The following is a 26,987-nucleotide window of genomic DNA, read 5'->3' on the forward strand; positions in this document are numbered from 1 at the left end:
TCATTCTCTCCCGGCAACAGTTGAAGCCGTAGCGCTATGCGATGTCGTAGCAGACATCCTTTGCGGCTCCCGGCCGAGTATCTGCGCGAATACCCGCCGCAAGGTTCCTAAAGGGTCGGTGACGAGATCATTGGCCCGATACGCGACAAACCGGTCCGGTCGAACCACCACGCAACCACCGTCCTCGATTTCCCGGAGTTCTCCCCAGCGCCCATAAGCGTCGATGGTCGATGAGCCGTGAGCGATGACCCACCCATTCACGGAAATGCCGAATTCGTTGCCGATCTGTCGGAGTGCTTCGACCCAGGGTTGCCCGCCCATGCCCGTCAAGAGCGCAAAGGAGCCTTGCCCGACGAGGTCAAGCGTAGAGACGCGCCTGCCATCGTGTTGAATCCACGCGTGGGGTGTATACGCGCCGGGTGTGGTGGTCGCGTGATAATACAGTTCCGCGTCCCGGCTCGGCTCGGGAAAGCGGGCGCCGTCTCGCACGACCGCGGCGGAGGTGTACCGCTGACCCAATTCGACGCCATGGCAGTTGAATTGGTAGTTTTGCAGATCGATCGCCGAGGCCAACTGCTTCCTGCGCGTGCGGCCCACGGACGTATCGGAGAAAAGCTCGTCCAGTGATGCCCACCCTTCGTCGGCTCCTTGCCCATCGCGGAAGCCCAAAGCCTGTGAAATGGGCAACATATCCGTCATCGACCTGATCGCCCGGTTCACCACTTGCTCGGCCACGGGTTGTCGCTCATCGGAGTATGTCTGCAGCAGCGAAGGAGCCGCTTGTCCCTTGACGATCAAGGCGAGCTTCCAAGCCAGATTGAATGCGTCCTGCACTGATGTATTCGATCCGAGCCCGTTGGCGGGCGGATGGCGGTGCGCCGCATCACCCGCGATTGCGACACGTCCCTTCACCATCTGGCGCGCGACCATGCGGTTAATCGTCCACTTCGATACCGCCTTCACTCGCACCGGAATATCCGGCTCGCCAATCGTCGCGCGAGCCCTCTGGATGATCGCGTCCTCACTGAGATCCGGCTCTCCGTCGGCGGGGTTATACATCGACACCATCACCCATTCGTTCCATGGGCGCACGCAGATCCATACCCCGCTTCCCACCCAATAGTCACAGCCGGGCTGATACATCCAGTACAGCACCCCAGGCCTGTGTGCACAGTATTGACTGAGATCGACCTCAAGCCAGCAATTCAATGCGTAACCGAGCCCCATCTCTCCTTCGAGTTCGAAGCCGATATCTTTGACTACCAGGCTTTGTGCGCCGTCAGCGCCTACCGCGTATTCTGAAATGACCTCAATTTCCTCCCCCGTTAGCCGATCAACCACGCGGGAAAACACAGCCTCCTCGGTCTGACGTATCGACACGAGTTCGGTATTGAAGAGAACCTTCGCACCGAATTCGCGTGCGGCCGTCAATATTGCCGGTTCCAGCAAATGCTGCGGCGCGTTGCACATCTCGGACGGACTGGCCATCTCATAGTCAGCCTTTCGCTGTTCTCCCGTCCCCCAGGTTTGAAGGCGGCCGAGTTCAGTTCCAGTGAAACTCGTTGCCCAAACGTTGTTGGTCATCAACTTGTTCGACGTGGAAAGCGCGCGCACGCGATCTTCGATGCCAAGGTCGCGAAACACTTCGACGGTACGCTGATTTGTTATATGTGCGCGCGGCGAATGTGCGGTGCCAGGGTAGCGGGTAATAGCGAGTACCTCCACGCCATATTTCGCCAGCAGCGCGGCGGTTGTCAGTCCTGCGGGGCCCGCGCCAACAACGAATACGGGGACGCGAATTTGTCTCATAGTTCCTCCGATCTCTTATGCCGTGCTGTCAGTCCGCCGGCTTTTCGTCTTGCACAGTATTCTTCAGTACACCGAGCCCTTCGATTTCAACTTCGCAGACGTCGCCGTCGCGCATAATCAGTTTCGGCTCTCTTGCCCAACCAACACCGGCCGGCGTGCCAGTGACGATGACATCGCCCGGCGCGAGCGTGATGGCCTCGCTGATGATCGCAATGAGTGTCGCCACGTCGAATACCAGGTCGCTCGTGTTGGCCGCCTGCACGACCTTCCCGTTTAGCCGGGTCTCCAGTTTGAGTCCCGCGCCGCCTGCGGGCAACTCATCGGCGGTCGCGAACGTGGGCCCGAAAGCACCCGTGCCGTCAAAATTCTTTCCGACAGTCCACTGCGGCGCCTTGAACTGGTACTCGCGAACTGAACCGTCGTTGAAGACCGAATATCCCGCAACATATTCCAAAGCCCGCTCCTTGGGAATATGACGACCACCGGCTCCAAGAATCACCGCCATCTCGCCTTCATAGTCCAGCGAATCGGATACGAGCGGACGGATCATGGGTGCCAGATGTCCGATCAAACTGCTATCAAAGCGGGGAAACAACGTTGGGTAGCTCTGCGGCTCGAAATGGCTTTCTTTAGTGTGGTCCGCATAGTTCAGGCCAACGCAAACGATCTTACCCGGACGAGCAAGAGGCGGCAGCCACCTCACGGTGTCAGCAGAATACTCCGTGCCTTTGACGATTCCGGCCTTCGCATATGCCGTCAGGTTCGTTCCCGACGCCAGCAGCTCCTCAAGCGTTGCGTGACCCAAAGAGGTGATCGTCGATCCCTGCAACACGCCCAGCAGACGTTGGTGCCCATCGGGCGAAAAGTGTACGTATCTCATTACGGCTCCACGGTGGCTCAAGAGTTCGTTCGTTGCCGTGCAACGTTCGATACAAATTTAATAAATATATATATTTTCGTCTTTGCATGTTAACCCTGATACTGGATATAATTTCCCAATACCTATAGTGGTGCAGCCGGGAGGATTTTGTGGACGATATGTTTGACATGCCGGGCTCTACTGGCCGAACCATGGCATCTGTGCTGGCCGAAACGATTCTCCAGGACATCGTGACCGGCGTGCTGGCGCCTGGCTCGAAGCTGAAGATCCGTGAACTGGCGGACCGTTACCAGGCTGGCGCGATTCCGCTGCGTGAAGCAGTTTCACGACTGGCAATGAGCGGATTCGTTGAAGCCGAGGACCAGCGCGGATTTCGCGTAACGAAAATTTCTCGCGCGGACCTGGAAGACATTACGGCAGTGCGGCAGCGTATCGAATGCGACGCCCTTCGTGACGCGATCGAGAGTGGAAACCTCGAATGGGAAGGTGCGTTGCTAGCGGCCTATCACCAGGTGAACAGCCTACCGCCCATTATCGGAAATCCAGAACGCGTCAACCCGGCATGGGATCTCGCGCACGACAAGTTTCACTCCACCCTGCTGGAAGGATGCAGATCAAAGTGGCTCAAGCGTTTTGCCGCGACCCTGCGCATCCAGACGACCCGCTACCGGCATCAGTCGATCCAGGCCCCTCATGCGGCTTCACGCAATTTCGCGCAAGAGCACGAGGACATCGTAAAAGCTGTGCTCGCGCGTGACGCCGACCGGGCGTGCGAACTGCTGCGTCAGCACTTCGCCGCCACGACTGAGCTGGTGCTCGAGGACATTGCTAGCGGCAACGCCGCGAAGAGCGAAGGCACAGCGCGAGGTCGGGCGCGCGCGCGGTCTACTGCGTGATGCTGTGAAATAGAACGCGTCGTCCGTGTGAACCGCTCGCTCGGCTTTGCTTGAACAGCGCTGCCTGACCCAACTCATCCCGGCCGAATGAAACGCATGACATTCGCGCTATCAAGGAGCCGGGTAGCAAGAGCGTTCATCACCATTCGTGACTTGCAGGTGGATTCACCGGCAACGTGTCTCGCCAGCGCTTAAGCCGCTAACCGCTGCGCGCCAATCCGCTTGCAACCAGACTTTCTGCGCATCGCCTCCACCGTTCAAATGTCCCCAACGACAAAGGCACGGCAAGCACCGCGCCCGCGGTGCCGGTAAGGCGTCTTCTCGTTCCACTCTCCTCCTGATTTGCAGATGTCGCCGTCGCTATGCCGGCGACATGCAGTTGCATTGCGCTTCAGCGCGCTGCGGGCGTACGTCGCTCCTGGCGCGCCGCAGCGTTCGCGCCGGACGTGAACAACACGCTCCCATTTGACGCGACTCCTATCATCTCGATAGTTTTTATATTATTGTATATTTTTCTGTTTTATATATATTTGTCTCACGCGAGCCGCCGTACGGGCTTCGACGGAGTAGGCAACGAAAAACAAGGAGGAAGACAATGCAAAACGCAGAGCGATGGGCATCCCGCGCGAGCGCGGCTCCCGCATCAACACACCGGCTGGCCAGCCATTCAATTGAAGCCTTTGACGCGATATTCGACGTCATTGTCGTCGGAGCCGGCGGAGGCGGATTTCCCACCGCCCTCTTTTCCCGCTGGCTCGGCAATTCGGTTGCGCTCGTCGAGAAGGACAGAACCGTGGGCGGAACCGCGAAAAAAGCCGCTTTCTGGTACTGGGTGCCCAACAACCGGCCGATGCGTGAAGCGGGCATCGAAGATCGCAAGGAGGACTGCCTGCGTTACATGGCGCGCCTCGCCCGCCCCGAACACTATGATCCGGAGGATGCCAATCTCGGACTCGATGCATGGGAACATGAAGCCTTCAGCGCAATCTATGACAGCGCATCACCTGCTGCTGAGTTGCTCCACGCGCGCGGCGCTCTCGAGTACCGGCATTTGCCCGGTGTCACAGACTACTGGGCCGAGCTTCCCGAGAACACCGCGCCGCAAGGCCGGGTGCTGATACCAGCGGGCGCGTGCGAGTCGATGTCCGACGGCGGCAAGGTGGCAATTCAATCCATGCACGCCGCCGCCCAGCGCGACGGCGTCGACGTTCGCACCGGTCTGCGTGTGCAGCGCGTGATTCTCAACGAGGCTGAAGAAGTAGTCGGTATCGAAGCCACGGATGTCGAAGGCAACGACGTCCGCCTCGGCGCGCGGAAGGCGGTCATCTTCGCGACCGGCGGGTTCACGCACAACAACGACCTGCGGAAAAATTTCCTGCATGCGCCGCTATTCGGTGGCTGTGCCGCGCGCTCGAATGAAGGCGATTTCATTCACATCGCGAGCCCCCTGCGCGCACAGTTGCGCAACATGAACTATGCCTGGATGTGCCCGGTGTCGCTCGATCGCCTGGTCGCTGGCCGCGATGATTTTACGGGCACGTTTTCCGTTGGCGGCGATTCGATGCTGTGGGTGAATAAACAAGGAAAGCGGGTGGTCAACGAGAAACTCGCCTACAACGAACTCGCGCAAAAGTTCTTCGAGTGGGACGCGCAGCTTGCTGAATATCCGAACCTGGTTCTCGTCGCCATCTGGGATCAGCGCAGCCAGGACCATAGCGCAAGTACGGAGTACGGCTGCCTGATCCGGCCCGACGCGGCTCAAGAGGGACATCTGATCAGTGGCAATACGTTGGAGGAACTCGCCGATGCGCTCGCCCGGCGACTCGAGACCTTCGAACGTCTCACCGGCCATCTATGCCTTGCCGACGATTTTCTGGTGAATCTGCGGGACACCATTCAGCGCTTCAACCGATTCGCCCGCGAAGGGGTGGACACCGATTTTCGCCGCGGTGACCGCCTTGTAGAAAAAATGTTCAACGGCGCTGTCCAAAACGAGTCTGCCTCACCAAACCCGACGATGTTCCCGCTCGCGGACAGTGGGCCCTACTACGCGGCGTTGGTAACCGGCGGCACGCTGGACACGAAAGGCGGTCCTTTGACCAACAGTGACGGCCAGGTTCTCAACGATAGCGGCATGCCAATACCTGGCCTGTACGGCGTGGGGAACTGCGTGGCGTCCGCATCTGCGCGCGCCTACTGGGCGGGTGGCGGAACACTTGGTCCGATCCTCGCGTTTGCCTATCGCGCCGCGAATACCGCCCATCTCGAACCGAATAAAGCGCTCTTGACGGAAGCGACCCAAGCCTAGCCTTGGAGCCGGCACGGTCCCGGCGCGCCTTCTATCTGCTTTTCAGTACACGTCGAGGCCAGCACGGTCACACGTCGGTCTCGACGCGCCCCTTAACCATGGAGACAAGATGCAAATTCAATCGATGAACGACGAGCAACGCAAAGCGATTGCCCTTGAGTACTTCAAGCGAATGGACCGCGGCGACAATGTTCTCGATCTATTCGACGAACACGCGGAGGTTTATTTCCCGAAGTGGGGCATTGCGCGTGGACGAGAGCAGATCGCTACCCTCTTTGGCGACCTCATGGGCATCATTGCCGAAATCGCGCACGACGTCACCTACGCCAACGTTGTACAGCAGGGCGATACGGTCGTCGTCGAAGCGGCCTCACGCGGCAAGCTGAAGAACGGCGTTTCGTGGCGAGCCGGCACTTCGCATGCGGGCCGTTGGTGCGATGTATTTGAAATCCGCGACTTCAGGATTCAGCGCTGCTTTATCTACCTCGATCCCGATTACGCGGGCGCTGACACAGAGCGCTATCCATGGCTTAGACATGCTCCGGATGACCGGTACTGAGCCAATCCATTCCATGCAAGGCATGCAGCGCAACAAAGCGGAGATTTGACGATGGCGAGATTCGAAGGAAAAACGGTGGTCGTTACGGGTTCGGCGCGCGGTCAGGGCGCCGCGGAAGCGCAGCGCTTCTTCGACGAAGGTGCCAATGTCGTATTGAACGACCTGTTGTCCGCGGAAGGTGAGGCGCTCGCCGCGAAGATGGGCAAACGAGCCATCTATGTCACGCACGACGTGACGCGCGAAGACTCCTGGCGAGCGCTCTTCAAGGAAGTCGAGCGCGCATTCGGCCGATGCGACGTGCTGGTGAACAACGCGGGTATCTATGTACCCGCCGCAATCGCCGAAACGACGCCAGAGTTAGCGGAGAAGACATTCCGCGTCAATCAGTTAGGAACGCTGCTTGGGATGAAGCATGCCATCGAGCCGATGAAAAGAAGCGGCGGCGGTTCCATCGTGAACATCTCGTCGAGCGCCGGGCTGCGCGGCTTTGCCAATGCGATTGCCTACGGCGCTACCAAGTGGGCGGTGCGGGGAATGACCAAGGTCGCGGCTGCGGAACTGGCGCCTCATGGCATTCGCGTGAACTCGGTCCACCCCGGGTTTATCGCTACGGAAATGCTCAAGGCCAACAGCGACGAGACGAATCGTTTCGGCGCAGACGCGGCGCCGTTAAAGCGGCATGGCACCGCCGAGGAGGTGGCGGCTATCGTTTGCTTCCTGGCTAGCGATGAAAGCGCCTTCATGACAGGCGCCGAGGTGGCAGTCGACGGAGGCTGGGCGATCTGATTGATCCGCTGAAACAGGAAAGCCAGCGCGCATCGAATGGATGCGCGCTGGCTTTGCCTTTGCGTAGCAGTCTAAATCATTCCCACTCGATCGTCGCAGGCGGCTTACCCGAGATGTCATACACAACTCGATTAATCCCGCGCACTTCATTGATGATCCGGTTCGACACATGCCCCAGCAGTTCATGCGGCAGATGCGCCCAATGCGCGGTCATGAAGTCCAGCGTCTGCACGGCACGCAACGCGACCACGTACTCATACGTCCGCCCGTCGCCCATCACGCCGACACTCTTCACCGGCAGAAACACCGCGAACGCCTGGCTCGTCAGATCGTACCAGGACTTGCCGGTTTCCTTATCGATGAAGGTACGCAGCGTCTCGATGAAAATCGCGTCCGCGCGGCGCAACAGGTCCGCGAAATCGCGCTTCACTTCGCCGAGAATCCGCACGCCCAAACCCGGACCCGGGAACGGGTGGCGGTACACCATGGCCGGCGGCAAACCGAGCTTGACGCCGAGTTCGCGCACTTCGTCCTTGAACAGTTCGCGCAGCGGTTCGAGCAGCTTCAGATTCAGCGTCTCAGGCAGGCCGCCCACGTTGTGGTGGCTCTTGATGGTCTGCGTGGCTTTCTTGCCCTTGCCGGCCGATTCGATCACGTCCGGATAGATCGTGCCTTGTGCCAGCCACTTCGCATCGGTCAGCTTGCCGGCTTCGGTCTGGAACACTTCGACGAATTCCGCGCCGATGATCTTGCGCTTCGCTTCCGGATCGGTCACACCGGCCAGCTTGCGCAGGAACACTTCGCTTGCGTCGACGTGAATCACCTTCACGCCAAGGTGGTCAGCGAAGGTCGCCATTACCTGCTCGGCTTCGTTCAGGCGCAACAAGCCATGATCGACGAATACGCAGGTCAGTTGATCGCCGATCGCGCGATGCAGGAGCGCCGCCGCCACCGACGAATCCACGCCGCCCGACAGGCCCAGAATCACGTGCTCTTTACCGACCTGCTCGCGAATCTTCGCGACGGCTTCGTCGATATAGTGGCCCATTTCCCAATCCGGCTGCGCTTTGCAGATCTGCAGCACGAAGCGCTCGAGCATGGCGCGGCCCTGCACGGTGTGCGTGACTTCCGGGTGCCATTGCAGGCCGTAGAAATGGCGCTTTTCGTCGGCCATCGCCGCGATCGGGCACGATTCCGTGGACGCCATCAGCGCGAAGCCCGGCGGCATTTCCAGCACCTTGTCGCCGTGGCTCATCCACACCTTCAGCATGCCGTGACCTTCCGGCGTGGTGAAGTCGCTGATGCCTTCGAGCAGGCTCGTGTGATTGCGCGCGCGCACTTCGGCGTAACCGAACTCACGCAGGTGGCCGATATCGACCTTGCCGCCGAGCTGCTCGGCCATGGCCTGCATGCCGTAGCAGATGCCGAGCACCGGCACGCCGAGTTCGAACACGGCTTGCGGCACGCGCGGCGTATCCGTTTCGGTGACCGAACTCGGGCCGCCGGAGAGGATCACGCCCTTCGGCGCGAAGTCGCGAATGAACGACGCATCCACGTCGTACGGATGAATTTCCGAATACACGTTGGCTTCGCGAACGCGACGTGCAATCAGTTGGGTGACTTGCGAACCGAAGTCGAGGATCAGGATCTTGTCATGCATGGCAGCGGACGGAGTCAAAAGTGAGCGGATACGGAATGCCGCGCGCGGGGCGCGGCGTTGAATTCAAAGCGGTCCACGTGGGGACGATCGAGCTTGAAGCGTAACGATGCAGCGTGTCGGCGCGAGCGGCGCCGCAGGCTCTTGCCCGCGGCGCACGCAAACCAGATCCGAATGCTTCGGCGGACGGCGTGGCGCGCAACGCGTCAGCCATGAAACGGCGGCCGGGGCGCGCCAGGCGCGTCGGCCGCGCCGTTGCGCGCTTCGTCTCGCGCGGCCGCGGCTTGCGCCCGCGCTGCGCGTTCGGACGGCGTCAGACTGGCTTCGTCGACTACCGGATGAAGCGGTGCCCCTGCAACAGGACTTGTGGCACTGACGGGCCGCGTAACCGGCACGACGGGCTCGACGACCGGCTCAGCGTGATAGACCGGGAAGCCCGCTGTGACATGGCCCGGCTCGCGCCGGTTGGCCGCGTCTTTCGCGGCGTCTTTGGCCGCCTGCTTGTCGGCACGCTCGGCGGCGACGGCTTCAGCGAGCCGCACTCTTTCACGCCGCCGCACCGCGCCCGACAAACGCACACCACCCAGGCCGATCACCAGCAGCACCACGCCTGTCAGCACCGCGACGATCTGCCCGAAACCAGTCAGCGCCGGCGTATGCAGACCGAGCAGCCAGATCAGCATCAGCACGCCGGTCAGCCAGTTCACATGACCGACCACCTTGGCGACCGTGGAAGTAAGCGCGCCGTCGATCGACGCGTGAAAGGCCAGCCATGCGAGCCCGATCAGCGCCACGCCAAACCCCTGGCCGACCAGAGCCGGCTGGGTTTGCACCAGAAGCAGCGCGTTGTACAGCGAAGTCCACGGCGTCAGCAGAAACAGCAGGCCGAACGCAAGCAACAGCAAGGCATCGAGGATGAGTACAGCGCGCAGCAATGGCTTCATTGGCGTTTAGTCCACGTGGTAGTTGGGCGCTTCCTTGGTGATTTGCACATCATGCACATGCGACTCGCGCAAGCCCGCGCCCGTGATCTGCACGAACTCGGCCTTGTCGTTCATCTCGGCGATGGTGCGGCAGCCGCAGTAGCCCATGCTGGCGCGCACGCCGCCGATCAGCTGGAACAGGATCGCGTTGACCGAACCCTTGTAGGCGACGCGGCCTTCGATACCTTCCGGCACCAGCTTGTCGATGTTCGCGGAGTTGTCCTGGAAGTAGCGGTCCGCCGCGCCGTCCTTCATCGCGCCGACCGAGCCCATGCCACGGTAAGACTTGTACTGGCGGCCCTGATACAGGAACACGTCGCCCGGCGCTTCTTCGGTGCCGGCGAACATGCTGCCCATCATCACGGCATTCGCGCCGGCTGCCAACGCCTTGCTGACGTCGCCCGAGAAGCGCACGCCGCCGTCGGCGATGACCGGCACGCCCGTGCCCTTCAGCGCTTCGGAAACGTTGGAGATCGCGGTAACCTGCGGCACGCCCACACCGGCGACGATCCGCGTCGTGCAGATCGAGCCCGGGCCGATACCGACCTTCACGCCGTCCGCGCCGTATTCGACGAGCGCCTTGGCGGCCGCCGCGGTGGCGATGTTGCCGCCGATCACTTCGACGTGCGGGAAGTTCTGCTTGACCCACTTGACGCGCTCGAGCACGCCCTGGCTATGGCCGTGCGCGGTATCGACGACGATCACGTCGACGCCCGCCTGCACCAGCAGTTCGACGCGCTCTTCATTGTCCGCGCCGACGCCGACCGCCGCGCCCGCGCGCAGCTTGCCGTGTTCGTCTTTACACGCGTCCGGGTGTTCGGTCTGCTTGGTGATGTCCTTGACGGTCATCAGACCGCGCAGTTCAAATGCGTCGTTGATGACCAGCACGCGCTCCAGCCGGTGGCTGTGCATCAGCGCCTTGGCTTCAGCGAGCGGCGTGCCTTCCTTGACGGTGACGAGGCGCTCGCGCGGCGTCATGATGTTGCGCACCGGCTCGTCCAGACGCTCTTCGAAGCGCAGGTCGCGGTTCGTGACGATACCGATCAGTTGCGCGCCTTCGACGACCGGGAAGCCCGAAATGCCATGCTGCTGCGACAGCGCGATCACGTCGCGCACCTTCATCTGCGGCGGCACCGTGATCGGATCACGCACGACGCCCGATTCGAAGCGCTTGACCTTGGCCACTTCACGCGCCTGTTCGGCCGCGGTGAGATTCTTGTGGATGATGCCCACGCCACCCATTTGCGCCATCGCAATGGCGAGGCGTGCTTCGGTGACGGTGTCCATGGCGGCGGACACGAGCGGCATATTCAGGGAGATGTTGCGGGTCAGCCGGGTCTTGAGGCTGGTGTCGCGCGGCAGAACATCGGAGAAAGCCGGGACGAGGAGCACGTCATCGAACGTGAGTGCTGTTTGGATCAGACGCATGGCAAATCCTATAGGCGCAAAAGCGAATTATACGCGATACCTCCCTGGTTTTCACTGCACGAACAGCAGCTTAGCGAATTTCGGGCGGTTTTTTTCGCGCCATCGGGCCCCTGGATTTCGCTTGGCTGTTCGCCTCGGGTTCGATCGGGTTTCGTTTGCGCGTTCGGGCGCAGCGGGGTGTCGGCGGCCCGAAATCCCGCTCATTCGCGTCGGCGGACGGTCCGCCGGCCGAGCGCGCGAACTCCGTTGAGCACATGAAAACGCGTGCTCAAAGCGCACAAAAACCACCGGAATGCAGAATCGAACAAGACGCCCGGTCCGCCAACCGGCTATTCTGCCGACCATTCCAGTTATTTTGCAGGGGCAGTCGATGCAGCGCGGTGTGGCATATGGAGTAATGGCCGGGGCCTTATGGGGCATGGTTTTTCTGGTGCCGCGCGTGCTGCCGGACTTTTCACCGCTGCTTCTGAGCGCGGGCCGCTACACGATGTACGGCATCGTATCGCTGGCCGCCGCGCTGCCGATGGCGCGCTCGCTCGTCAAACGCCTGACCCGCGAGGATCTCGGCGCGCTGGTGAAACTGGCTTTGGCCGGCAACCTCCTCTACTACCTCCTGCTGACGGCGGCCGTGCACCTGATCGGCATCGCGCCGGCCTCGCTGATCGTCGGCGTGCTGCCTGTCACGGTGACGCTGCTGGGCCGGCGCGATCACGGCGCGGTGCCCCTCGCCCGCCTCGCCTGGCCGCTGACGATGGTGATGGCGGGCATCGCCTGTATCAACATCGATGTGTTTACGGTGGCGGACAGCACGCCGGTGAGCGTCGTCACCAAGCTGATCGGACTGGCCTGCGCGGTCGGCGCGCTCGGATGCTGGACGTGGTTCGCGGTCGAAAACGCCCGCTACCTGCAGCGTCAGACGCATTTCAGCGGCAATGAGTGGTCGGTTCTGTGGGGCGTGGTGACGGGCGCGCTCGGCGCGGCGCTGTGGCTCGTGATCGCCGTGCTGCCGGCGGGCGGCCCGCAAGGCGAACTGGCCGACGGCCGCTGGCACACTTTCTGGATGCTCAATCTCGGGCTCGCGATCGGCGCATCGTGGCTCGGCAACGGCCTGTGGAATGCCGCATCGAAACGGCTGCCGCTGACGCTCTCCGGCCAGATGATCGTGTTCGAGACGCTTTTCGCGCTGCTTTATGCGTTCATTTATGACCAGCGACTGCCGCGTCCGCTGGAACTGGCGGCCATTCTGCTGCTGGTGGCCGGGGTCTGCTGGTCGGTGCGCCAGCATGCGGACGACGACACGTCCGCGGTCGCACGGATCAAGAAAAAGCCGCAAGTCTCGGCGCCATGACGCGGAACGTGGGCTGGGACGTGGCTTGTGTGAGGATTGACGGCGCAGTTCGTGAGCGTGGACGCGGCCCGACTGAGGCTTGACAGAAGCAGTTCGTGGCCAGCAACGCGGCCCGACCAAGGTTTGATGCCAACAGTTCGTGGCCGCTGCCGTGCCTCGCCACGCAAAGATCCGCCTACCGCGAATCCTTGTTCTGCCAGCGACGCCCTTCGATCGAGCCCGCCTTGCGGGTCTTCTCCACGCGTCGCTGACGCGACACCTTCGGATCGACCAGCAGCGGCCGGTAAATCTCCACCCGATCGTGGTCGGCCAGCACCGTGTCGAGCGGCTTGAGCTTGCCGAACACGCCCACTTTCTGCGTGCCCAGATCGATCTGCGGGAAACGCCGCAAGATGCCGCTCGCGTCCAGCGCCTGCTGCAGCGTGGCGCCTGCGGGCAGTTCCACGCCAATCAACGCCTGCTCGCCAGCCGACGCATAGCAGACTTCAATCGACAAGCGCGCGCTCATGCCTTACCGTAGCGCTGATCGGCGCGCTTCACGAACGATTCGACGAAGGTATTGGCGATGTGGTTGAACACCGGTCCAATGATCTTCTCGAGGATGATGTTGGTGAATTCGTAGTGCAGCGCGAATTCGATCTTGCAGGCGTCGGCGCGCAATGGCGTAAAACGCCAGAAACCGGTGAACTTGCGAAACGGGCCGTCCGCGAACTCCATGTCGATGCGCGTGGGCCGCTCCATGCTGTTGCGCGTGGCGAAGTGCTGCTTGATGCCCTTGAAGTTGATATCGATCTTCGCCTCCATACCGGTTTCGTCCCGGCGGCGGATTTCGACTCCCCCGCACCAAGGCAGGAAGTTGGGGTAATCGGCGACGTCGGTAACGAGGTCGAACATCTGTTCCGCCGAATGGCGGATCAACACGGTTTTCTGGACATCTGCCATAAATTGAACAGCGCGTGGCAAGGGTGGACGAGCGCAGCGGGCTTTCCTCGCCCCGCTTTGCTAAAATCGTGATTTTAAACGAGTTGGGCACTTTCCATTCATGAGCATCATCGACAACAGAAAAGCCTTCTACGACTACTCGGTCGAAGAACGCTATGAAGCAGGGCTCGTGCTCGAAGGATGGGAGGTCAAGGCGCTGCGCGCCGGGCGCGGCCAGATCAAGGAAGGTTACGTCGTTATCAAGAATAACGAACTGTTCCTGATCGGCACGCACATCAGCCCGTTGCCCGAAGCCTCGACCCATATCAACCCCGACCCAGTACGCACGCGCAAGCTGCTGTTGCATAGCGAAGAGATCAGCAAACTGATCGGCAAGGTCGAGCAGCGTGGCTACACGCTCGTGCCGCTGAACTTTCACTACAAGGGCGGCCGCGTCAAATGCGAGATTGGTCTCGCCAAGGGAAAGAAGCAGCACGACAAGCGCGAGACCGAGAAGAAACGCGATTGGGAACGTGAAAAGGCGCGTTTGATGCGCTCGCCGAGCTGATCGGCGGATTGGCGTGATTGGCCTGATTGGCGGCGGGTGGTGTGCGGATATGCCACGCTTCGGTTGCCGCTAACGCCCTGACCGGATAGCAAGCGGCGGGCAACCGGGCCCGCCAAGCGTTCAAATGAAAATGGCCCGCACTGTCCGCGGGCCATTTCTCTATTCAGCAGGTCAAAGCACAGTCGCAGCATTCAGCGCGTTCAGCGCACCTCAGTCGCGCCCTTCCCTTTGTTCACGATAGTCAGCGCCGAAGCGATCATCGAACTCATGTCCGCAAGATTGCCCGGCACGATCAGCGTGGTGCCCTGCTTCGCCAGATTGCCGAACGCGTTCACGTATTGTTCGGCCACCTTGAGGTTCACGGCTTCCATCCCGCCGTTCGACTGGATCGCGGCCGCGATCTTCTGAATCGCCTGCGAGTTGGCCTCGGCCACGGCCAGAATCGCCGACGCCTGACCTTGCGCCTGATTGATCGCCGCCTGCCGCTCGCCTTCGGACTTCTGGATCGCCGCTTCACGGCCGCCGGACGCGATATTGATCTGCTCCTGCTTGCGCCCTTCCGACGCGGCAATCAGCGCTCGTTTCTCGCGCTCGGCGGTGATCTGCGCCTGCATGGCGTGGAGGATTTCCTTGGGCGGCGTCAGGTCCTTGATCTCGTAGCGCAGCACCTTCACACCCCAGTTCGTCGCAGCTTGATCGAGCGACGACACGATGCTGTGGTTGATGAAGTCGCGCTCCTCGAACGTTTTGTCGAGTTCGAGCTTGCCGATTACCGAGCGCAGCGTAGTTTGCGACAACTGCGTGATGGCGAAGACGAAGTTGCTCGATCCATACGACGCCTTCATGGGATCGGTAACCTGAAAGTACAGCACGCCATCCACCTGCAACTGCGTGTTGTCGCGCGTGATACAGACCTGGCTCGGCACCTCGAGCGGAATTTCCTTGAGGATGTGCTTATACGCGATCCGGTCGACGAACGGAAACGCGAAGCTCAAACCTGGCGTCAGCGTACGGTGATAGCGCCCGAGCCGCTCCAGGACCCACGCATGCTGCTGCGGCACGATCTTGATGATCTGCGCCGCCAAGACGATCACGATGATCAGAAGCACCGCCCCGACGATGGTCGAATCCATTACTACCCTCCGGTCCGTAGTTCGAATAGTTGTTTGTGATGCGTGTGATGTGCGAACGCTCAGGCCGCGGTGGCCCGGGTGTTTGAATGACGCGCCGCCACCACGACGAGGCAGCTGCCGCGCAGTTCCGTAATTTCGTAGAGCGGCGCGTCTTCCGGCTCGCCCGCGGCCAGTTCGACGTCCCATGCCGCGCCGCGATAGTCGGCGCGCGCCCGGCGCTCGTGCCACACCGGCACGATAAGCGTTTGACCGATGTCGAGATTGACGTCCGGGTTGCGCGACGCCTCCTTGCGCGTTCTGCGGCCAAACCGCGAACGTCTGAGCAGCAGGACCGCCGCCAGCGCCACCACGGCCGCGACCGCGAACTGCACGTCGGCTCTGGCGCCCGCGAGGTGCGCAATCGCGGCCGCCACGCAGCCCAACGCGATCATCAGCAGATAGAAAGTGCCGCTGAGCAACTCCAGCACGACCAGCACACCCGCCCCGATCCACCAGAACAGTCCACCTGGCGCCACGTCGACCTCCACAAAGCAAAACACCCCGGATCTACCGGGGTGTTTATAGCACGAAGCGAGCGCATTTCAACGGACGATGCAGCACGGTTTCACGTGCATTCGACGCGCGCTTGACCTGCCGCATCGCACGTTATGCATGCCGCTTGGAAAGCGGCATGCCGTTCGCCTTACTGCTTCGCCGACTTCGCCAGTTGCTGCCACGTCTCGATGATCGTATCCGGGTTCAGCGAGATCGACTTGATGCCTTCATCGGTGAGCCATTGCGCAAAATCCGGATGATCCGACGGGCCCTGGCCGCAGATGCCTACGTACTTGTCCAGTCGCAGACACGTGTCGATCGCGCGCTTCAACAGGAACTTGACCGCCGGGTCGCGTTCGTCGAAATCCACCGCCAGCAGTTCCATGCCGGAATCGCGGTCGAGGCCGAGCGTGAGCTGCGTCAGGTCGTTCGAGCCGATCGAGAAGCCGTCGAAGAATTGCAGGAATTCCTCGGCGAGAATCGCGTTCGACGGCACTTCGCACATCATGATCAGGCGCAGGCCATTTTCGCCGCGCTTCAGGCCGTACTTCGCCAGCAGCCCGACCACGCGCTCCGCCTGCTTCAGCGTACGCACGAACGGCACCATGATCTCGACGTTGTCGAGGCCCATCTCTTCGCGCACCTTTTTCAGCGCGATGCATTCCATCTGGAACGCTTCGGCGAAGTCGTCCGCGATGTAGCGCGACGCGCCACGGAAACCCAGCATCGGGTTTTCTTCATCCGGCTCGTAACGCGAACCGCCGATCAGCTTCTTGTACTCGTTCGACTTGAAGTCCGACAGACGCACGATCACGGGCTTCGGATAGAACGCCGCCGCGATCGTGGCGATGCCTTCGGTCAGCTTGTCGACGTAGAAGGCGCGCGGCGATGCGTGACCGCGAGCGACGCTTTCGACGGCCTTCTTCAGGTCCTGATCGATGTTCGGGTACTCGAGAATCGCCTTCGGGTGAACGCCGATGTTGTTGTTGATGATGAACTCGAGCCGCGCCAGACCCACGCCTGCGTTCGGCAGTTGCGAGAAGTCGAAGGCCAGCTGCGGGTTGCCGACGTTCATCATGATCTTCACCGGAATCTCCGGCAGTTCGCCGCGCTGCACTTCGGTGATTTCGGTTTCGAGCAGGCCGTCGTAGATCTTGCCTTCGTCGCCTTCCGCGCACGACACCGTGACCAGCGCGCCTTCCTTCAGCACGTCGGTCGCGTCGCCGCAGCCGACCACCGCCGGCACGCCCAGTTCACGCGCGATGATCGCCGCGTGACAAGTACGACCGCCACGGTTCGTGACGATCGCCGAAGCGCGCTTCATGACCGGCTCCCAGTTCGGGTCGGTCATGTCGGCGACCAGCACGTCGCCCGGCTGCACGCGGTCCATTTCCGACGGATCGTGAATCACGCGCACCGGACCCGCGCCGATCTTCTGACCGATTGCGCGGCCGGTGGCCAGCACGTTCGATTGACCCTTCAGCTTGAAGCGCTGCTCGGCCTTGCCCGCAGCCTGGCTCTTCACCGTTTCCGGACGCGCCTGCAGAATGAAGATCTTGCCGTCGCGGCCGTCTTTGCCCCACTCGATGTCCATCGGACGCTCGTAGTGTTTTTCGATGATGACGGCATATTTGGCCAGCTCGATCACGTCTTCGTCCGTGATCGAGAAGCGGTTGCGCTGCTCGTGCGCCACGTCGACGGTCTTCACGCGACCGGCTTCCCCCGCCTTGGTGAATTCCATCTTGATCAGCTTCGAGCCGATCGAGCGGCGGATGATCGGGTACTTGCCTTGTTCGAGCGTGGTCTTGTAGACGTAGAACTCGTCCGGATTCACCGCGCCTTGCACCACGGTTTCGCCGAGGCCATAGCTCGACGTGATGAAGACAGCGTCCTTGAAGCCCGACTCGGTGTCCAGCGTGAACATCACGCCGGCCGCGCCGACGTCCGAGCGCACCATGCGCTGCACGCCCGCCGACAACGCGACTTCAGCGTGAGTGAAGCCCTTGTGGACGCGATAGGAGATAGCGCGGTCGTTGTACAGCGACGCGAACACGTGCTTCATGCGATCGAGCACGTCTTCCACGCCGACCACGTTGAGGTAGCTTTCCTGCTGACCCGCGAACGATGCGTCCGGCAAGTCTTCCGCCGTCGCCGAGGAACGCACGGCGAACGACAGCTCTTCAGGCGAGCTGTTTTGCAGGGTGTCGAAACCCGCGCGGATATCGGCCTCGAGCTGCGGCTGCATCGGCGCGTCGACGATCCATTGACGGATTTCCTTGCCCGCTTCGGCGAGCGACTTCACGTCGTCGACGTCGAGCGTCTCGAGACGTTTGGCGATGCGTTCGGTCAGGTTGTTGTGATGCAGGAAGTCGCGGAAAGCCAGCGCCGTGGTGGCGAAACCGGTCGGCACGCGCACGCCGGCTTCGGCGAGCTGACTGATCATCTCGCCAAGCGACGCGTTCTTGCCACCGACGATTTCCACGTCGGTCATCCGCAACTGCTCAAACGGAACTACATACGCCTTATCCTTTGCGACGGTAACTGCGTTAGTCATACAAGCCCCTAAGTGTGAAAGAAATTCACGGCTGTGCAAGTGGGCTCGAACGCGAGACGCCCATTGGAAGCGTGACCTCGCGTCTTGCACAACCTGTTGGAGAAGCAATCGCTGCAACTTGCCAGAAACGCCCGATGTGCGACGAAGAAGGCGAATGGACGAATTTACCGAGCGATCCACCACGTTCGCCGCAACTTGGCGACTAAAATACCGGCCAAAAGCGAGGCGTTGACCGACCGTTCGCGGTGAGTTAGACGCCAATCGCCTGCAATTGCTTATCCAACAGGTTGCCGCTATTCTACCGTGCCGACTCTCAAAATGTGACAGTCGGACGAGAATTGCGCCTCGAATCGCGCCCCGGACCGGCCGACGGGCTTTTGCGAGGCCCCGCCGCCATCCGGGCGCAGTTGCGGTGCCCACGGCGCGCTGGTCGAGTGCCGCTGCAGTCTCCGGTTAGCCACCGGGCAGCGTCGTCGACATAGCGATGTTTCTTTCGAGCGCTTTTTTCCGCTCACGTTCCCCAGCCCCACTGATGCCGCCCACCGTATTCATCGTCTCCGACGGTACCGGGATCACTGCCGAAACCTTCGCGCATTCGATCCTCTCCCAGTTCGACCAGAAATTCCGTCTGGTTCGCGTGCCCTTCGTCGACTCGACGGAAAAGGCCTACGCCACGCTCGAAAAGATCAACGAAGCGATCCTGCAGGACGGCCGCCGTCCGATCGTCTTCACGACGCTGGTGGACAGCGCGTCGAATCAGATCGTCAAAGGCTCGAATGCGCTCGTGCTGGACATGTTTCAGACGTTCGTCGAGCCGCTCGAACAGGAACTGGAACTGAAGTCGAGCCACGCGATGGGCCGCGGCCACCAGAACGCCGACACCGAGGAGTATAAGAACCGGATCGAGGCGATCAACTTCTCGCTCGCTCACGACGACGGTCAGTCGAACCGCAATCTCGCCGACGCCGACGTGATTCTGGTCGGCGTCTCGCGCAGCGGCAAGACGCCGACGAGCCTCTATCTGGCCATGCAGTATGGCGTGAAAGCGGCCAACTATCCGCTGATTCCGGAAGATTTCGAACGCGGCAAATTGCCTACGCCGCTACTGGCGCATCGGCAGAAGATGTTCGGTTTGTCGATCGATCCGCAGCGGCTTTCCGAGATTCGCAACGAGCGCCGGCCGGGCAGCAAGTACGCGGCGCCGGAGAATTGCCGTTATGAAATCAACGAAGCCGAAGCGATGATGCGGCGTGAAGGGATCAAGTGGTTGTCGTCGACGCACAAGTCGATCGAAGAGATCGCGACGACGATCCTGCAGGAAATCAAGCTGGACCGGCCGTCTTATTGAGCCCGCGCGTGAGGCTCGATATGAGCCCGCCGGCTTGAAGCAGAGACACGCGCGGCAACGCGTGTGTCTTTCGTGTCAACTACGGCCGCGCTGCTGCCGGCACTGCTCGAATACGCACACAGCCGCCGCGGCGGCCACATTCAACGACTCCATGCCGCCCGGCTGAGGAATCGTTACCCGCAACGAAACCGCATCGCGCCAGATCGGCGAGACGCCCGCCCCTTCGTTGCCGAATACCCACGCGAGCGGTCCGCTCAGATCGCAATCGTAGATCGCCTCGGCGCCGTGCGAATCCGTGATCACGATCGGCACCGTGAGACGCTCGATCAACGCCTGCGCTTCCACATCTTCGTGAATCTGCAGCAGGAAGTGCGCGCCCATGCCCGAGCGCAAGACTTTCGACGACCACGCGTACGCCGTGCCCGGCGCGCAGAACACCTGTTGGATGCCTGCGGCCGCCGCGCTGCGCAGAATCGAACCGACATTGCCGGCGTCCTGCACGCCGTCGAGCACGAGGCAGGTTTGCGCGACCGTGCCGGGCAGCGGCGAGTCGAGCTTCTCGACCAGCAGCAGAATGCCCACGCCGTGCACGACATTCGACAACTGCCCGAACAACGCGTCCGGCAGTGTGACGAGACGATGATCTTCGATGCGCGAAACGATCGCCTGCGCTTCGTCGTGGCGCAGCGCGCCGTCGGTGACGATGCACATTTCCGGTTGCCCGGCGACGTCGAGATACGCGCTCGCGAGATGAAACCCTTCGAGCAGCGCGTGGCCGCTCTTGCGCTGTTGATGCGTCGAGCCGGCCAATGCCTTCAGGCGCTTGTAGAGCGGATTGTCCCGCGAGGTGATGGCTTTCACAGGCAGCGAAGGCAGTGAGAATAAGGAAAGGGTGGGTTATACGCGGCGCTCACGGGGCGCTCGTATGACGTTCAGGCGGCGCTGGCGCTGTGTTCGCCGAAGGCGTCGTCGTCGAACATGACTTCGGACACGACGATCACTTCACCCGACGGTAGCGGCACGCCCGTGCCGAAGCGCAGATGCGCTTCACGCACCGGCGCGAACGAGCGCCGATGATGCTCGCAAGGCCCATGCTCGCGCAGCGCCGCGAGATGCTGCGGCGTGCCGTAACCGGCATGCGCGTTGAAGCCGTAGACGGGATACGTCTGATGCAATTCGAGCAGCATCCGGTCACGCGTGACCTTGGCGAGAATCGACGCCGCCGAGATGCTTTTGATGAGCGCGTCGCCGCCGATCACCGCTTCACTGCGCACGCTCAGCGTCGGACAGCGATTGCCGTCGATCTTCACAAGCGTCGGCACAATGGACAGGCCTTCCACGGCGCGCTTCATGGCCAGCATCGTGGCGTGCAGGATATTGAGCGAATCGATTTCTTCGACCGATGCCGACGCGACGCAGTATGCCAGCGCCCGGTCGATGATCTTGTCGTACAGTTCGTCGCGCTTTTTCGCGCTCAGCGCTTTGGAGTCGTCGAGGCCGCGAATCATCGGCCTGGACGGGTCGAAGATCACCGCCGCGGCCACGACCGGACCGGCCAGCGGGCCGCGCCCTGCTTCGTCGACACCGCAGACAACGTCGTCCGGCGTCTCGAAGTTCAGGCCGACCTGTTGCGCCGCCGCTCCCGCGACGGTTTTGCGGCGAGGTGCGCGCGCCATGGTCACGGCCGCGCCTTCCGCTTTTCGATGACGCTCGCCACGACTTCCGCCGCGCGCTGCGCGGTATTCTGCTTCAGCACGTGATGCATCTCCGTGAAGATTTCCGTCAGCGTGCGCCGGTTGGTCTCGTCGCGCAACTGTTTCAGCGTGGCTTCGGCCAGCGCCTGCGGCGTGGCGAAATGCTGCAGGATCTCCGGCACCACGAAGCGCCCCGCCAGGATATTCGGCAGGCCAACGTATGGCAGATAGCCCTGACGGCGCATGATCTGGCCGGTCAGCCAGGGCACCTTGTACGAGATCACCATCGGCTTTTTCAGCAGCGCCGCTTCGAGCGTCACGGTACCGCTCTTCACGAGGATCGCGTCGGCCGCGGTCATGGCGAGCTGCGCCTGGCCGTCGGTAATCGTCAGCGCGAGGCCGGGGTGCGAATCGACCAGCGGCCGCAGCATCTCGCGCAACGCCGGCGTGGCCGCCGGCATCACGAAGCGCAGACTTGGCTCCTGGTGCTGCATCATTTCCATCGCGGCGAAGAACGTCGGGCCGATCAGGTCGATCTCGGAGCGCCGGCTGCCCGGCAGCACGGCGATGATCGGACCATCTTCCGCCAGACCCAGCGTCCGGCGCGCGCCGAGCGTGTCCGGTACGAGCGGAATTTCGTCAGCGAGCGGATGGCCCACGTACGATGCCGCGACGCCCGCCTTCTCCAGCAGCGCCGTTTCGAACGGAAACACGCACAGCATGTGGTCGACCGCCTTGGCGATCTTCTTGATACGGCCGCCGCGCCACGCCCAGATGGACGGGCACACGAAGTGAACGGTTGGAATCCCCGCATCGCGCAACGGATGTTCGAGCCCGAAGTTGAAATCGGGCGCATCCACGCCGACGAACACCGACGGCGGCTCGGCCAGCAGTTGCCGTTTCAGTTCGTTGCGAATGCCGAGGATGCCGGGAATGTGCTTCAGTGCCTCGACATAGCCGCGCACCGACAGCTTTTCCATCGGGAAGTGAGCGTCGAAGCCCGTGGCGATCATGCGCGGGCCGCCGATCCCGTAGTACTGGGTGCCGGCAGGCAGACGGCTCGCGAGGCCGTCGAGCAGCGAGGCCGCCAGCAGGTCGCCGGACGGCTCGCCGGCCACCATCGCGACGCGCAATGGACTGGGTTGCAATGCCATCGGTTAGCGGATGATGCCGCGTTGCGACGCTTCGACGAACGCGAGCAGCGTCTGCACCGGCGCATCGCCATCGCCGCCCGCGGACGCGAGTTCGCGCAACTGCACCTTCGCCTCTTCCAGCGACAGGCCGTTCTTGTACAACACGCGATACGCCGCGCGTAGCGCCGAGATCGCGTCCGGCGAGAAACCGCGGCGGCGCAAGCCTTCCACATTGATGCCGTGCGGCTCGGCCTTGTTGCCCGCGGCGATCACGAACGGCGGAATGTCCTGCACCAGCGCCGAAGCGCCGCCCAGCATGGAATACGCGCCGATGCGCACGAACTGATGCACGCCCGACATGCCGCCGATGATCGCGTGGTCGCCGATCGTGACGTGGCCGGCCATCTGCGCGTTGCTCGACAGAATGACGTTGTTGCCGACGTGGCAATCGTGCCCGATGTGCACGTAGGCCATGATCCAGTTGTCGTCGCCGAGCGTGGTGACGCCCGCGTCCTGCACCGTGCCGGTGTGGATCGTGGTGAACTCGCGGATCGTGTTGCGGTTGCCGATCACGAGCCGGGTCGGCTCGTCCTTGTACTTCATGTCCTGCGGACGGCCGCCAACCGATGCATAGTGGCCGATCCGGTTGTCTTCGCCGAGCGTGGTGTGACCTTCGATCACGCTGTGCGAACCGACCGTGGTCCGCGCGCCGATCGTCACATGTGCGCCGATCACGGCATACGGTCCGACTTCGACGGATTCGTCGAGTTGTGCGCCCGGTTCGACGATCGCAGTGGGATGAATCCTGCTCATGCGTCCTCGCTTCTGATTCTGTTGCGTTGTCTGGATGGGCATCTGGCGGGCGGGCGGCGCGCGCATGACGCCGCCGACCGCCCGGACGCTGGTTTAAGCGCTAAGCGCGTTAAGCGTCCTTGTCCGTGTGCCGCACCGCGCACATCAGGTCGGCTTCCGCCGCGACCGCGCCATCCACTTCGGCGCGCGCCTTGAACTTCCAGATACCGCGCATGTGACGCTCGAACGTGCAGTTCAGGATCAGCTGATCGCCCGGTTCCACCACGCGCTTGAAGCGCGCGTTGTCGATGCCGACGAACAGATACAGCGTGTTCGACGGGTCGCTCGGCTCTTCCGAAAAGGTCAGCAGCGCCGCCGTTTGCGCGAGCGCTTCGAGAATCAACACGCCCGGCATCACCGGACGGGTCGGGAAATGACCCTGGAAATACGGTTCGTTGATCGACACGTTCTTCAACGCTTTGATGCTCTTGTGCGGCTCGAGTTCGAGCACCCGGTCGACCAGCAGGATCGGGTAACGATGTGGCAGCAGCGTGAGAATCTTATGAATGTCGAGATTGATTTTTTCGGTGCTCATGGTGTTTCTGCTCACGCATTGACTGCGCGGTGATGACTGCGGATGCTGGTGCAGGTGGGTTGGTAACGCGTGCTGCCGGCGCTCGCCGTGACCCGGCGGCCGCGCCACCCGGTCACGGCAACCGACTTTGCTTCCTGATGCTTGCCCGCCATTTTACGCGGAGCCGGCAGGTTGCCCTGCGAAATGCCTAGCCAGTTGCCTTAAGATTTTCAGACTTTGTCGCCTGCGGCCTTGCTTGCTGCGTTGGCCACGGGGCTGTCTTGCTTCTCCGCCGCGGCGTTTTCAAGCGCCTTGATACGATCGCGGAGTTTGTCGATATTGCGCAGCAACGCCGCGCTCTTGTTCCAGTCTGCATGGTTCACGGCCGGGAAGGCACTGGTGTACATACCAGGCTTGAGCAGCGACTTCGAGACGCCCGATTTCGCCGTGACAATCACATAGTCGGCCAGCGTGACGTGTCCGGCAATCCCGACCGCGCCGCCGATCATGCAATGACGCCCGATCGTGGTGCTGCCCGCAATGCCCGCGCAGCCGGCGATCACCGTATAGGCGCCGACCTTGCAGTTGTGGCCGATCTGCACGAGGTTGTCGATCTTCACGCACTCTTCGATGATCGTGTCGGCCATGGCGCCACGGTCGATGGTGGTGTTCGCGCCGATTTCGACATCTGCCGCGATCGACACGCCGCCGACCTGCGGAATCTTCACCCAGCTGCCGGTACGCGCCTCACCCTCGCCGACGAAATCCGGCGCGAAACCGAAACCGTCCGAGCCGATCACCGCGCCCGCATGCACGATCACGCGCTCGCCGAGCTTGCAACCGTGGTACACCGCGACATTGGGATAAAGATGCGAGCCCGCGCCGATGCGCGTGCCACGGCCGATCACGACATTGGCGTCGAGCCGCACGTTTTCGCCGATCACCGCGCCCGCTTCCACCGTGACGTGCGGGCCGATCACCGCGCTCGCGGCGATCTGTGCCGACGGGTCGATGGTCGCGCTCGGATGCACGCCGGGCGCCGCCTTGGGTGCCGCGAGGTCGATGAAGGTTTGTGCGACGCGCGCGAAGTAAGCGTACGGATTCGGCGTGACGATGAAGTTACGATTCTCGCGGGAGGCGAGCTTGGCGAGGTCGTCGGCGTTGATCAACACCGCGCCCGCACGGGTCGTTTCGACCTGCGACAGGTACTTCGGATTGGCGAGGAACGCCAACTGGTCCGGGCCTGCCTGGTCGAGCGGCGCGAGACCGCCGACGCGCTGCGAACCGTCTCCGACTACCTCACCGCCGAACCGTTGGACGATGTCCTCGAGCGTAAATGCCATGCCTATCCTGTCTCCTGTGTCTACCTGCTCCGGACCACTCAGCCCGCCAGCCCCGTTCAGTTACCCGACGCCGCCAGCGCCTTGAGCACCTGATCGGTGATGTCGATGCGCGGGCTCACGTACACCGCTTCCTGAACGATCAGGTCATAGTGCTGCGCCTCGGCGATCTGCTTGATCACCTTGTTGGCGCGGTCGAGCACCGCCGCCAGCTCTTCGTTGCGGCGCTGGTTCAGATCTTCACGAAACTCGCGTTGCTTGCGCTGGAAGTCCGTGTCCAGCTGCGACAGATCACGCTGCTTCTGCGCGCGATCGGCCGGCGACATGGACGCGCCGTTCTTGTCGAGGGAATCGGACATCGACTTCAGCTTCTGCGCCATGTCGGCAAGGTCCTTGTCACGCTTGGCGAACTCGGCCTCGAGCTTGACCTGCGCAGCCTTCGCGGCAGCGGATTCGCGCAGGATACGGTCGGAATTCACCGCCGCGATCCTGGCCTCCTGCCCATGGGCAACCCCGACACCCAAGGTCATTGCCAGCGCCAGCGCGCACGCCACACGTTTCGAAAACATACCGGTTAGCAAAGTCATCCTCTCGATACTGTAGTTTGGCCGGGCCGGCCGCCGGGAACCGTCCGCCGCCGGATCAGAATGCCGTTCCGATCTGGAACTGGAATTTCTGATACTGGTCACCTTCATGCTTGACCAGCGGGAAACCCAAGCTGAGCTTGAGCGGGCCGATCGGCGAGATCCACGCGAGACCGACACCATAGCCGTAACGCAGGCCGTTGGCGCCGATACTGTTGCCTTCCGTACCCCAGACGTTACCGGCGTCGAGGAACGTGAAGACACGCAGCGTGCGGTCGTAGCCCGTGCCCGGCAGCGGGAACGTCAACTCGATGTTACCCACCAGCAGCTTCGAGCCGCCGATCGGGTCGTTCGTCTTGGCGTCGCGCGGACCCAGCGAGCTCGGCTCGTAGCCCCGTACCGAACCGATACCACCCGCATAGTAGTTCTTGAAAATCGGATAAGGCTTGCCGCCGAGGCCGTTACCGTAACCGCCCTGGAAGTTGAAGCCCAGCACGAAGCCGCGCGCAAACGAATAATAGTACTGCGCGTTGATGTCGGCCTTGTAGTACTGCGTGCCGCCGATCGGCGTGCCGTATTCAGCGTTCGCCTGCGTGAAGTAACCGCGGCTCGGCACCAGCGCGCTGTCACGCGCGTCGCGCGACCAGCCCACCGTGATCGGCACGTTGTTCGACACACGGCCGAACTCGTTCACGTAGTCGATGTAACTCTGCGGCGTGTTCGCGTCGACATCCAGCTGGTTCTGCTCGAGGCCGGCACCGAAGTACACCGTGTCGACTTCGGAGAACGGAATACCGAACTTCAGGTCGCCACCGACCGTGACGATCTTGAAGCTCGAATCCGTCGAGTAGTACAACGGCTGATACGTGCGGTAGTAGACGTCGGTAATGCGCTTGATGCCGTCGACCGTGAAGTACGGGTCGACCTGCGTGACCGTCAAGGTACGGTACGTCTTGGCGGTATTCACGTTCACCGCGAGGCTCGTACCCGAACCGAAGACGTTGTCCTGCGACACGCCTGCCGAGAGCACCACCTTGTCGGTCGACGAGAAGCCCGCGCCCAGCGTGATCGCGCCGGTCGGCTTTTCGGCCACCTTGACGTCGACGTCGACCTGGTCCGGCGTGCCTTCGACCGGCACCGTGGTCACGTCCACATCCG

General features: G+C 62.1%; 25 protein-coding genes. 7 read left to right on the plus strand and 18 right to left on the minus strand.

What is annotated here, in order from left to right; translation table 11 throughout:
* Positions 1-1,809, minus strand: a complete 1,809-nt coding sequence (locus tag ACQKRQ_RS40005; protein ID WP_427483229.1) for an FAD-dependent oxidoreductase — start codon at positions 1,807-1,809, stop codon at positions 1-3.
* Between the two features lie 28 nt (positions 1,810-1,837).
* Positions 1,838-2,689: a fumarylacetoacetate hydrolase family protein gene (locus ACQKRQ_RS40010; RefSeq protein ID WP_427483231.1), complete on the minus strand. Its 852-nt coding sequence runs from the start codon at positions 2,687-2,689 to the stop codon at positions 1,838-1,840.
* Positions 2,690-2,880: 191 nt separating this feature from the next.
* Here ACQKRQ_RS40010 and ACQKRQ_RS40015 point away from each other — a divergent pair, with 191 nt between their 5' ends.
* The 4 genes from ACQKRQ_RS40015 to ACQKRQ_RS40030 all read left to right on the plus strand — a co-directional run bounded on the left by ACQKRQ_RS40015 (position 2,881) and on the right by ACQKRQ_RS40030 (position 7,238).
* Positions 2,881-3,585, plus strand: a complete 705-nt coding sequence (locus ACQKRQ_RS40015) for a GntR family transcriptional regulator (protein WP_408176183.1) — start codon at positions 2,881-2,883, stop codon at positions 3,583-3,585.
* Positions 3,586-4,180: 595 nt separating this feature from the next.
* Positions 4,181-5,893 carry an FAD-dependent oxidoreductase gene (locus ACQKRQ_RS40020; protein WP_427483232.1) on the plus strand — a complete coding sequence of 571 codons (1,713 nt, stop codon included), beginning with the start codon at positions 4,181-4,183 and terminating at the stop codon, positions 5,891-5,893.
* Positions 5,894-6,002: 109 nt separating this feature from the next.
* On the plus strand, positions 6,003-6,452 hold the full coding sequence (locus ACQKRQ_RS40025) for a nuclear transport factor 2 family protein (protein WP_132374064.1): 450 nt from the start codon (positions 6,003-6,005) through the stop codon (positions 6,450-6,452).
* Positions 6,453-6,503: 51 nt separating this feature from the next.
* A complete protein-coding gene (locus tag ACQKRQ_RS40030; protein ID WP_427483234.1) occupies positions 6,504-7,238 on the plus strand; it encodes an SDR family NAD(P)-dependent oxidoreductase in 735 nt (244 codons plus the stop codon).
* Between the two features lie 76 nt (positions 7,239-7,314).
* On the opposite strand, the gene guaA is transcribed toward ACQKRQ_RS40030, so the two are convergent.
* From guaA to guaB, 3 genes are all read right to left on the minus strand, one after another.
* Positions 7,315-8,898 carry a glutamine-hydrolyzing GMP synthase gene (guaA, locus tag ACQKRQ_RS40035; RefSeq protein WP_132373945.1) on the minus strand — a complete coding sequence of 528 codons (1,584 nt, stop codon included), beginning with the start codon at positions 8,896-8,898 and terminating at the stop codon, positions 7,315-7,317.
* A 203-nt stretch (positions 8,899-9,101) separates the two neighbouring features.
* Entirely contained in the window at positions 9,102-9,839 is a 738-nt protein-coding gene (locus ACQKRQ_RS40040) for a hypothetical protein (protein ID WP_132373944.1), read from the minus strand.
* A gap of 6 nt (positions 9,840-9,845) precedes the next feature.
* Positions 9,846-11,306: an IMP dehydrogenase gene (gene guaB / locus ACQKRQ_RS40045; protein ID WP_012433424.1), complete on the minus strand. Its 1,461-nt coding sequence runs from the start codon at positions 11,304-11,306 to the stop codon at positions 9,846-9,848.
* 370 nt (positions 11,307-11,676) lie between these two features.
* On the opposite strand from guaB, the gene ACQKRQ_RS40050 reads away from it, so the two are divergent.
* Entirely contained in the window at positions 11,677-12,654 is a 978-nt protein-coding gene (locus ACQKRQ_RS40050) for a DMT family transporter (RefSeq protein ID WP_132373942.1), read from the plus strand.
* 175 nt (positions 12,655-12,829) lie between these two features.
* Here ACQKRQ_RS40050 and ACQKRQ_RS40055 read toward each other — a convergent pair whose 3' ends face one another.
* Both ACQKRQ_RS40055 and ACQKRQ_RS40060 read right to left on the minus strand, forming a co-directional pair.
* Positions 12,830-13,162 carry an RnfH family protein gene (locus tag ACQKRQ_RS40055; RefSeq protein WP_132373941.1) on the minus strand — a complete coding sequence of 111 codons (333 nt, stop codon included), beginning with the start codon at positions 13,160-13,162 and terminating at the stop codon, positions 12,830-12,832.
* Positions 13,159-13,596 carry a type II toxin-antitoxin system RatA family toxin gene (locus tag ACQKRQ_RS40060; RefSeq protein ID WP_012433427.1) on the minus strand — a complete coding sequence of 146 codons (438 nt, stop codon included), beginning with the start codon at positions 13,594-13,596 and terminating at the stop codon, positions 13,159-13,161. The genes ACQKRQ_RS40055 and ACQKRQ_RS40060 overlap by 4 nt, the downstream gene beginning before the upstream one ends.
* Positions 13,597-13,696: 100 nt before the next feature.
* Between ACQKRQ_RS40060 and smpB the strand changes: the two genes are divergently transcribed.
* A complete protein-coding gene (gene smpB / locus ACQKRQ_RS40065; protein ID WP_042323149.1) occupies positions 13,697-14,143 on the plus strand; it encodes an SsrA-binding protein SmpB in 447 nt (148 codons plus the stop codon).
* 200 nt (positions 14,144-14,343) lie between these two features.
* Here smpB and ACQKRQ_RS40070 read toward each other — a convergent pair whose 3' ends face one another.
* The 3 genes from ACQKRQ_RS40070 to ppsA form a co-directional block, all read right to left on the minus strand.
* Positions 14,344-15,276 carry an SPFH domain-containing protein gene (locus ACQKRQ_RS40070; RefSeq protein ID WP_168794362.1) on the minus strand — a complete coding sequence of 311 codons (933 nt, stop codon included), beginning with the start codon at positions 15,274-15,276 and terminating at the stop codon, positions 14,344-14,346.
* Positions 15,277-15,335: 59 nt separating this feature from the next.
* Entirely contained in the window at positions 15,336-15,791 is a 456-nt protein-coding gene (locus ACQKRQ_RS40075; RefSeq protein ID WP_408175960.1) for an NfeD family protein, read from the minus strand.
* Between the two features lie 167 nt (positions 15,792-15,958).
* Entirely contained in the window at positions 15,959-18,364 is a 2,406-nt protein-coding gene (gene ppsA, locus ACQKRQ_RS40080; RefSeq protein WP_132373938.1) for a phosphoenolpyruvate synthase, read from the minus strand.
* 532 nt (positions 18,365-18,896) lie between these two features.
* On the opposite strand from ppsA, the gene ppsR reads away from it, so the two are divergent.
* Entirely contained in the window at positions 18,897-19,712 is an 816-nt protein-coding gene (ppsR, locus tag ACQKRQ_RS40085; protein WP_041725110.1) for a posphoenolpyruvate synthetase regulatory kinase/phosphorylase PpsR, read from the plus strand.
* 75 nt (positions 19,713-19,787) lie between these two features.
* On the opposite strand, the gene ACQKRQ_RS40090 is transcribed toward ppsR, so the two are convergent.
* The 8 genes from ACQKRQ_RS40090 to bamA form a co-directional block, all read right to left on the minus strand.
* Entirely contained in the window at positions 19,788-20,573 is a 786-nt protein-coding gene (locus ACQKRQ_RS40090) for a TrmH family RNA methyltransferase (protein WP_427483239.1), read from the minus strand.
* 71 nt (positions 20,574-20,644) lie between these two features.
* A complete protein-coding gene (gene rnhB, locus ACQKRQ_RS40095; RefSeq protein ID WP_427483241.1) occupies positions 20,645-21,394 on the minus strand; it encodes a ribonuclease HII in 750 nt (249 codons plus the stop codon).
* Entirely contained in the window at positions 21,391-22,560 is a 1,170-nt protein-coding gene (gene lpxB, locus ACQKRQ_RS40100) for a lipid-A-disaccharide synthase (RefSeq protein WP_132373935.1), read from the minus strand. The genes rnhB and lpxB overlap by 4 nt, the downstream gene beginning before the upstream one ends.
* A 3-nt stretch (positions 22,561-22,563) precedes the next feature.
* Positions 22,564-23,352, minus strand: coding sequence for an acyl-ACP--UDP-N-acetylglucosamine O-acyltransferase (gene lpxA / locus ACQKRQ_RS40105; RefSeq protein ID WP_132373934.1), 789 nt, complete (start codon positions 23,350-23,352; stop codon positions 22,564-22,566).
* A gap of 109 nt (positions 23,353-23,461) precedes the next feature.
* Entirely contained in the window at positions 23,462-23,926 is a 465-nt protein-coding gene (gene fabZ / locus ACQKRQ_RS40110) for a 3-hydroxyacyl-ACP dehydratase FabZ (protein WP_020065638.1), read from the minus strand.
* A gap of 209 nt (positions 23,927-24,135) precedes the next feature.
* On the minus strand, positions 24,136-25,248 hold the full coding sequence (gene lpxD / locus ACQKRQ_RS40115; protein ID WP_408175954.1) for a UDP-3-O-(3-hydroxymyristoyl)glucosamine N-acyltransferase: 1,113 nt from the start codon (positions 25,246-25,248) through the stop codon (positions 24,136-24,138).
* 56 nt (positions 25,249-25,304) lie between these two features.
* Entirely contained in the window at positions 25,305-25,826 is a 522-nt protein-coding gene (locus ACQKRQ_RS40120) for an OmpH family outer membrane protein (RefSeq protein ID WP_181916899.1), read from the minus strand.
* 61 nt (positions 25,827-25,887) lie between these two features.
* Positions 25,888-26,987 (minus strand): outer membrane protein assembly factor BamA (gene bamA / locus ACQKRQ_RS40125; protein WP_427483243.1); only part of this gene is annotated, 1,100 nt, incomplete at its 5' end.

It is taken from the genome of Paraburkholderia sp. NPDC080076 (genome assembly GCF_050281145.1).
In the GTDB taxonomy this organism is placed as follows: Bacteria; Pseudomonadota; Gammaproteobacteria; order Burkholderiales; family Burkholderiaceae; genus Paraburkholderia.

Excerpts from the sequence above, each read along its gene's own strand:
- ACQKRQ_RS40005 (WP_427483229.1), bottom strand. The coding sequence starts at position 1,809 with ATGAGACAAATTCGCGTCCCCGTATTCGTTGTTGGCGCGGGCCCCGCA.
- ACQKRQ_RS40010 (WP_427483231.1), bottom strand. The coding sequence starts at position 2,689 with ATGAGATACGTACACTTTTCGCCCGATGGGCACCAACGTCTGCTGGGC.
- ACQKRQ_RS40015 (WP_408176183.1), top strand. The coding sequence starts at position 2,881 with ATGGCATCTGTGCTGGCCGAAACGATTCTCCAGGACATCGTGACCGGC.
- ACQKRQ_RS40020 (WP_427483232.1), top strand. The coding sequence starts at position 4,181 with ATGCAAAACGCAGAGCGATGGGCATCCCGCGCGAGCGCGGCTCCCGCA.
- ACQKRQ_RS40025 (WP_132374064.1), top strand. The coding sequence starts at position 6,003 with ATGCAAATTCAATCGATGAACGACGAGCAACGCAAAGCGATTGCCCTT.
- ACQKRQ_RS40030 (WP_427483234.1), top strand. The coding sequence starts at position 6,504 with ATGGCGAGATTCGAAGGAAAAACGGTGGTCGTTACGGGTTCGGCGCGC.
- guaA (WP_132373945.1), bottom strand. The coding sequence starts at position 8,898 with ATGCATGACAAGATCCTGATCCTCGACTTCGGTTCGCAAGTCACCCAA.
- ACQKRQ_RS40040 (WP_132373944.1), bottom strand. The coding sequence starts at position 9,839 with ATGAAGCCATTGCTGCGCGCTGTACTCATCCTCGATGCCTTGCTGTTG.
- guaB (WP_012433424.1), bottom strand. The coding sequence starts at position 11,306 with ATGCGTCTGATCCAAACAGCACTCACGTTCGATGACGTGCTCCTCGTC.
- ACQKRQ_RS40050 (WP_132373942.1), top strand. The coding sequence starts at position 11,677 with ATGCAGCGCGGTGTGGCATATGGAGTAATGGCCGGGGCCTTATGGGGC.
- ACQKRQ_RS40055 (WP_132373941.1), bottom strand. The coding sequence starts at position 13,162 with ATGAGCGCGCGCTTGTCGATTGAAGTCTGCTATGCGTCGGCTGGCGAG.
- ACQKRQ_RS40060 (WP_012433427.1), bottom strand. The coding sequence starts at position 13,596 with ATGGCAGATGTCCAGAAAACCGTGTTGATCCGCCATTCGGCGGAACAG.
- smpB (WP_042323149.1), top strand. The coding sequence starts at position 13,697 with ATGAGCATCATCGACAACAGAAAAGCCTTCTACGACTACTCGGTCGAA.
- ACQKRQ_RS40070 (WP_168794362.1), bottom strand. The coding sequence starts at position 15,276 with ATGGATTCGACCATCGTCGGGGCGGTGCTTCTGATCATCGTGATCGTC.
- ppsA (WP_132373938.1), bottom strand. The coding sequence starts at position 18,364 with ATGACTAACGCAGTTACCGTCGCAAAGGATAAGGCGTATGTAGTTCCG.
- ppsR (WP_041725110.1), top strand. The coding sequence starts at position 18,897 with ATGCCGCCCACCGTATTCATCGTCTCCGACGGTACCGGGATCACTGCC.
- lpxB (WP_132373935.1), bottom strand. The coding sequence starts at position 22,560 with ATGGCATTGCAACCCAGTCCATTGCGCGTCGCGATGGTGGCCGGCGAG.
- lpxA (WP_132373934.1), bottom strand. The coding sequence starts at position 23,352 with ATGAGCAGGATTCATCCCACTGCGATCGTCGAACCGGGCGCACAACTC.
- fabZ (WP_020065638.1), bottom strand. The coding sequence starts at position 23,926 with ATGAGCACCGAAAAAATCAATCTCGACATTCATAAGATTCTCACGCTG.
- lpxD (WP_408175954.1), bottom strand. The coding sequence starts at position 25,248 with ATGGCATTTACGCTCGAGGACATCGTCCAACGGTTCGGCGGTGAGGTA.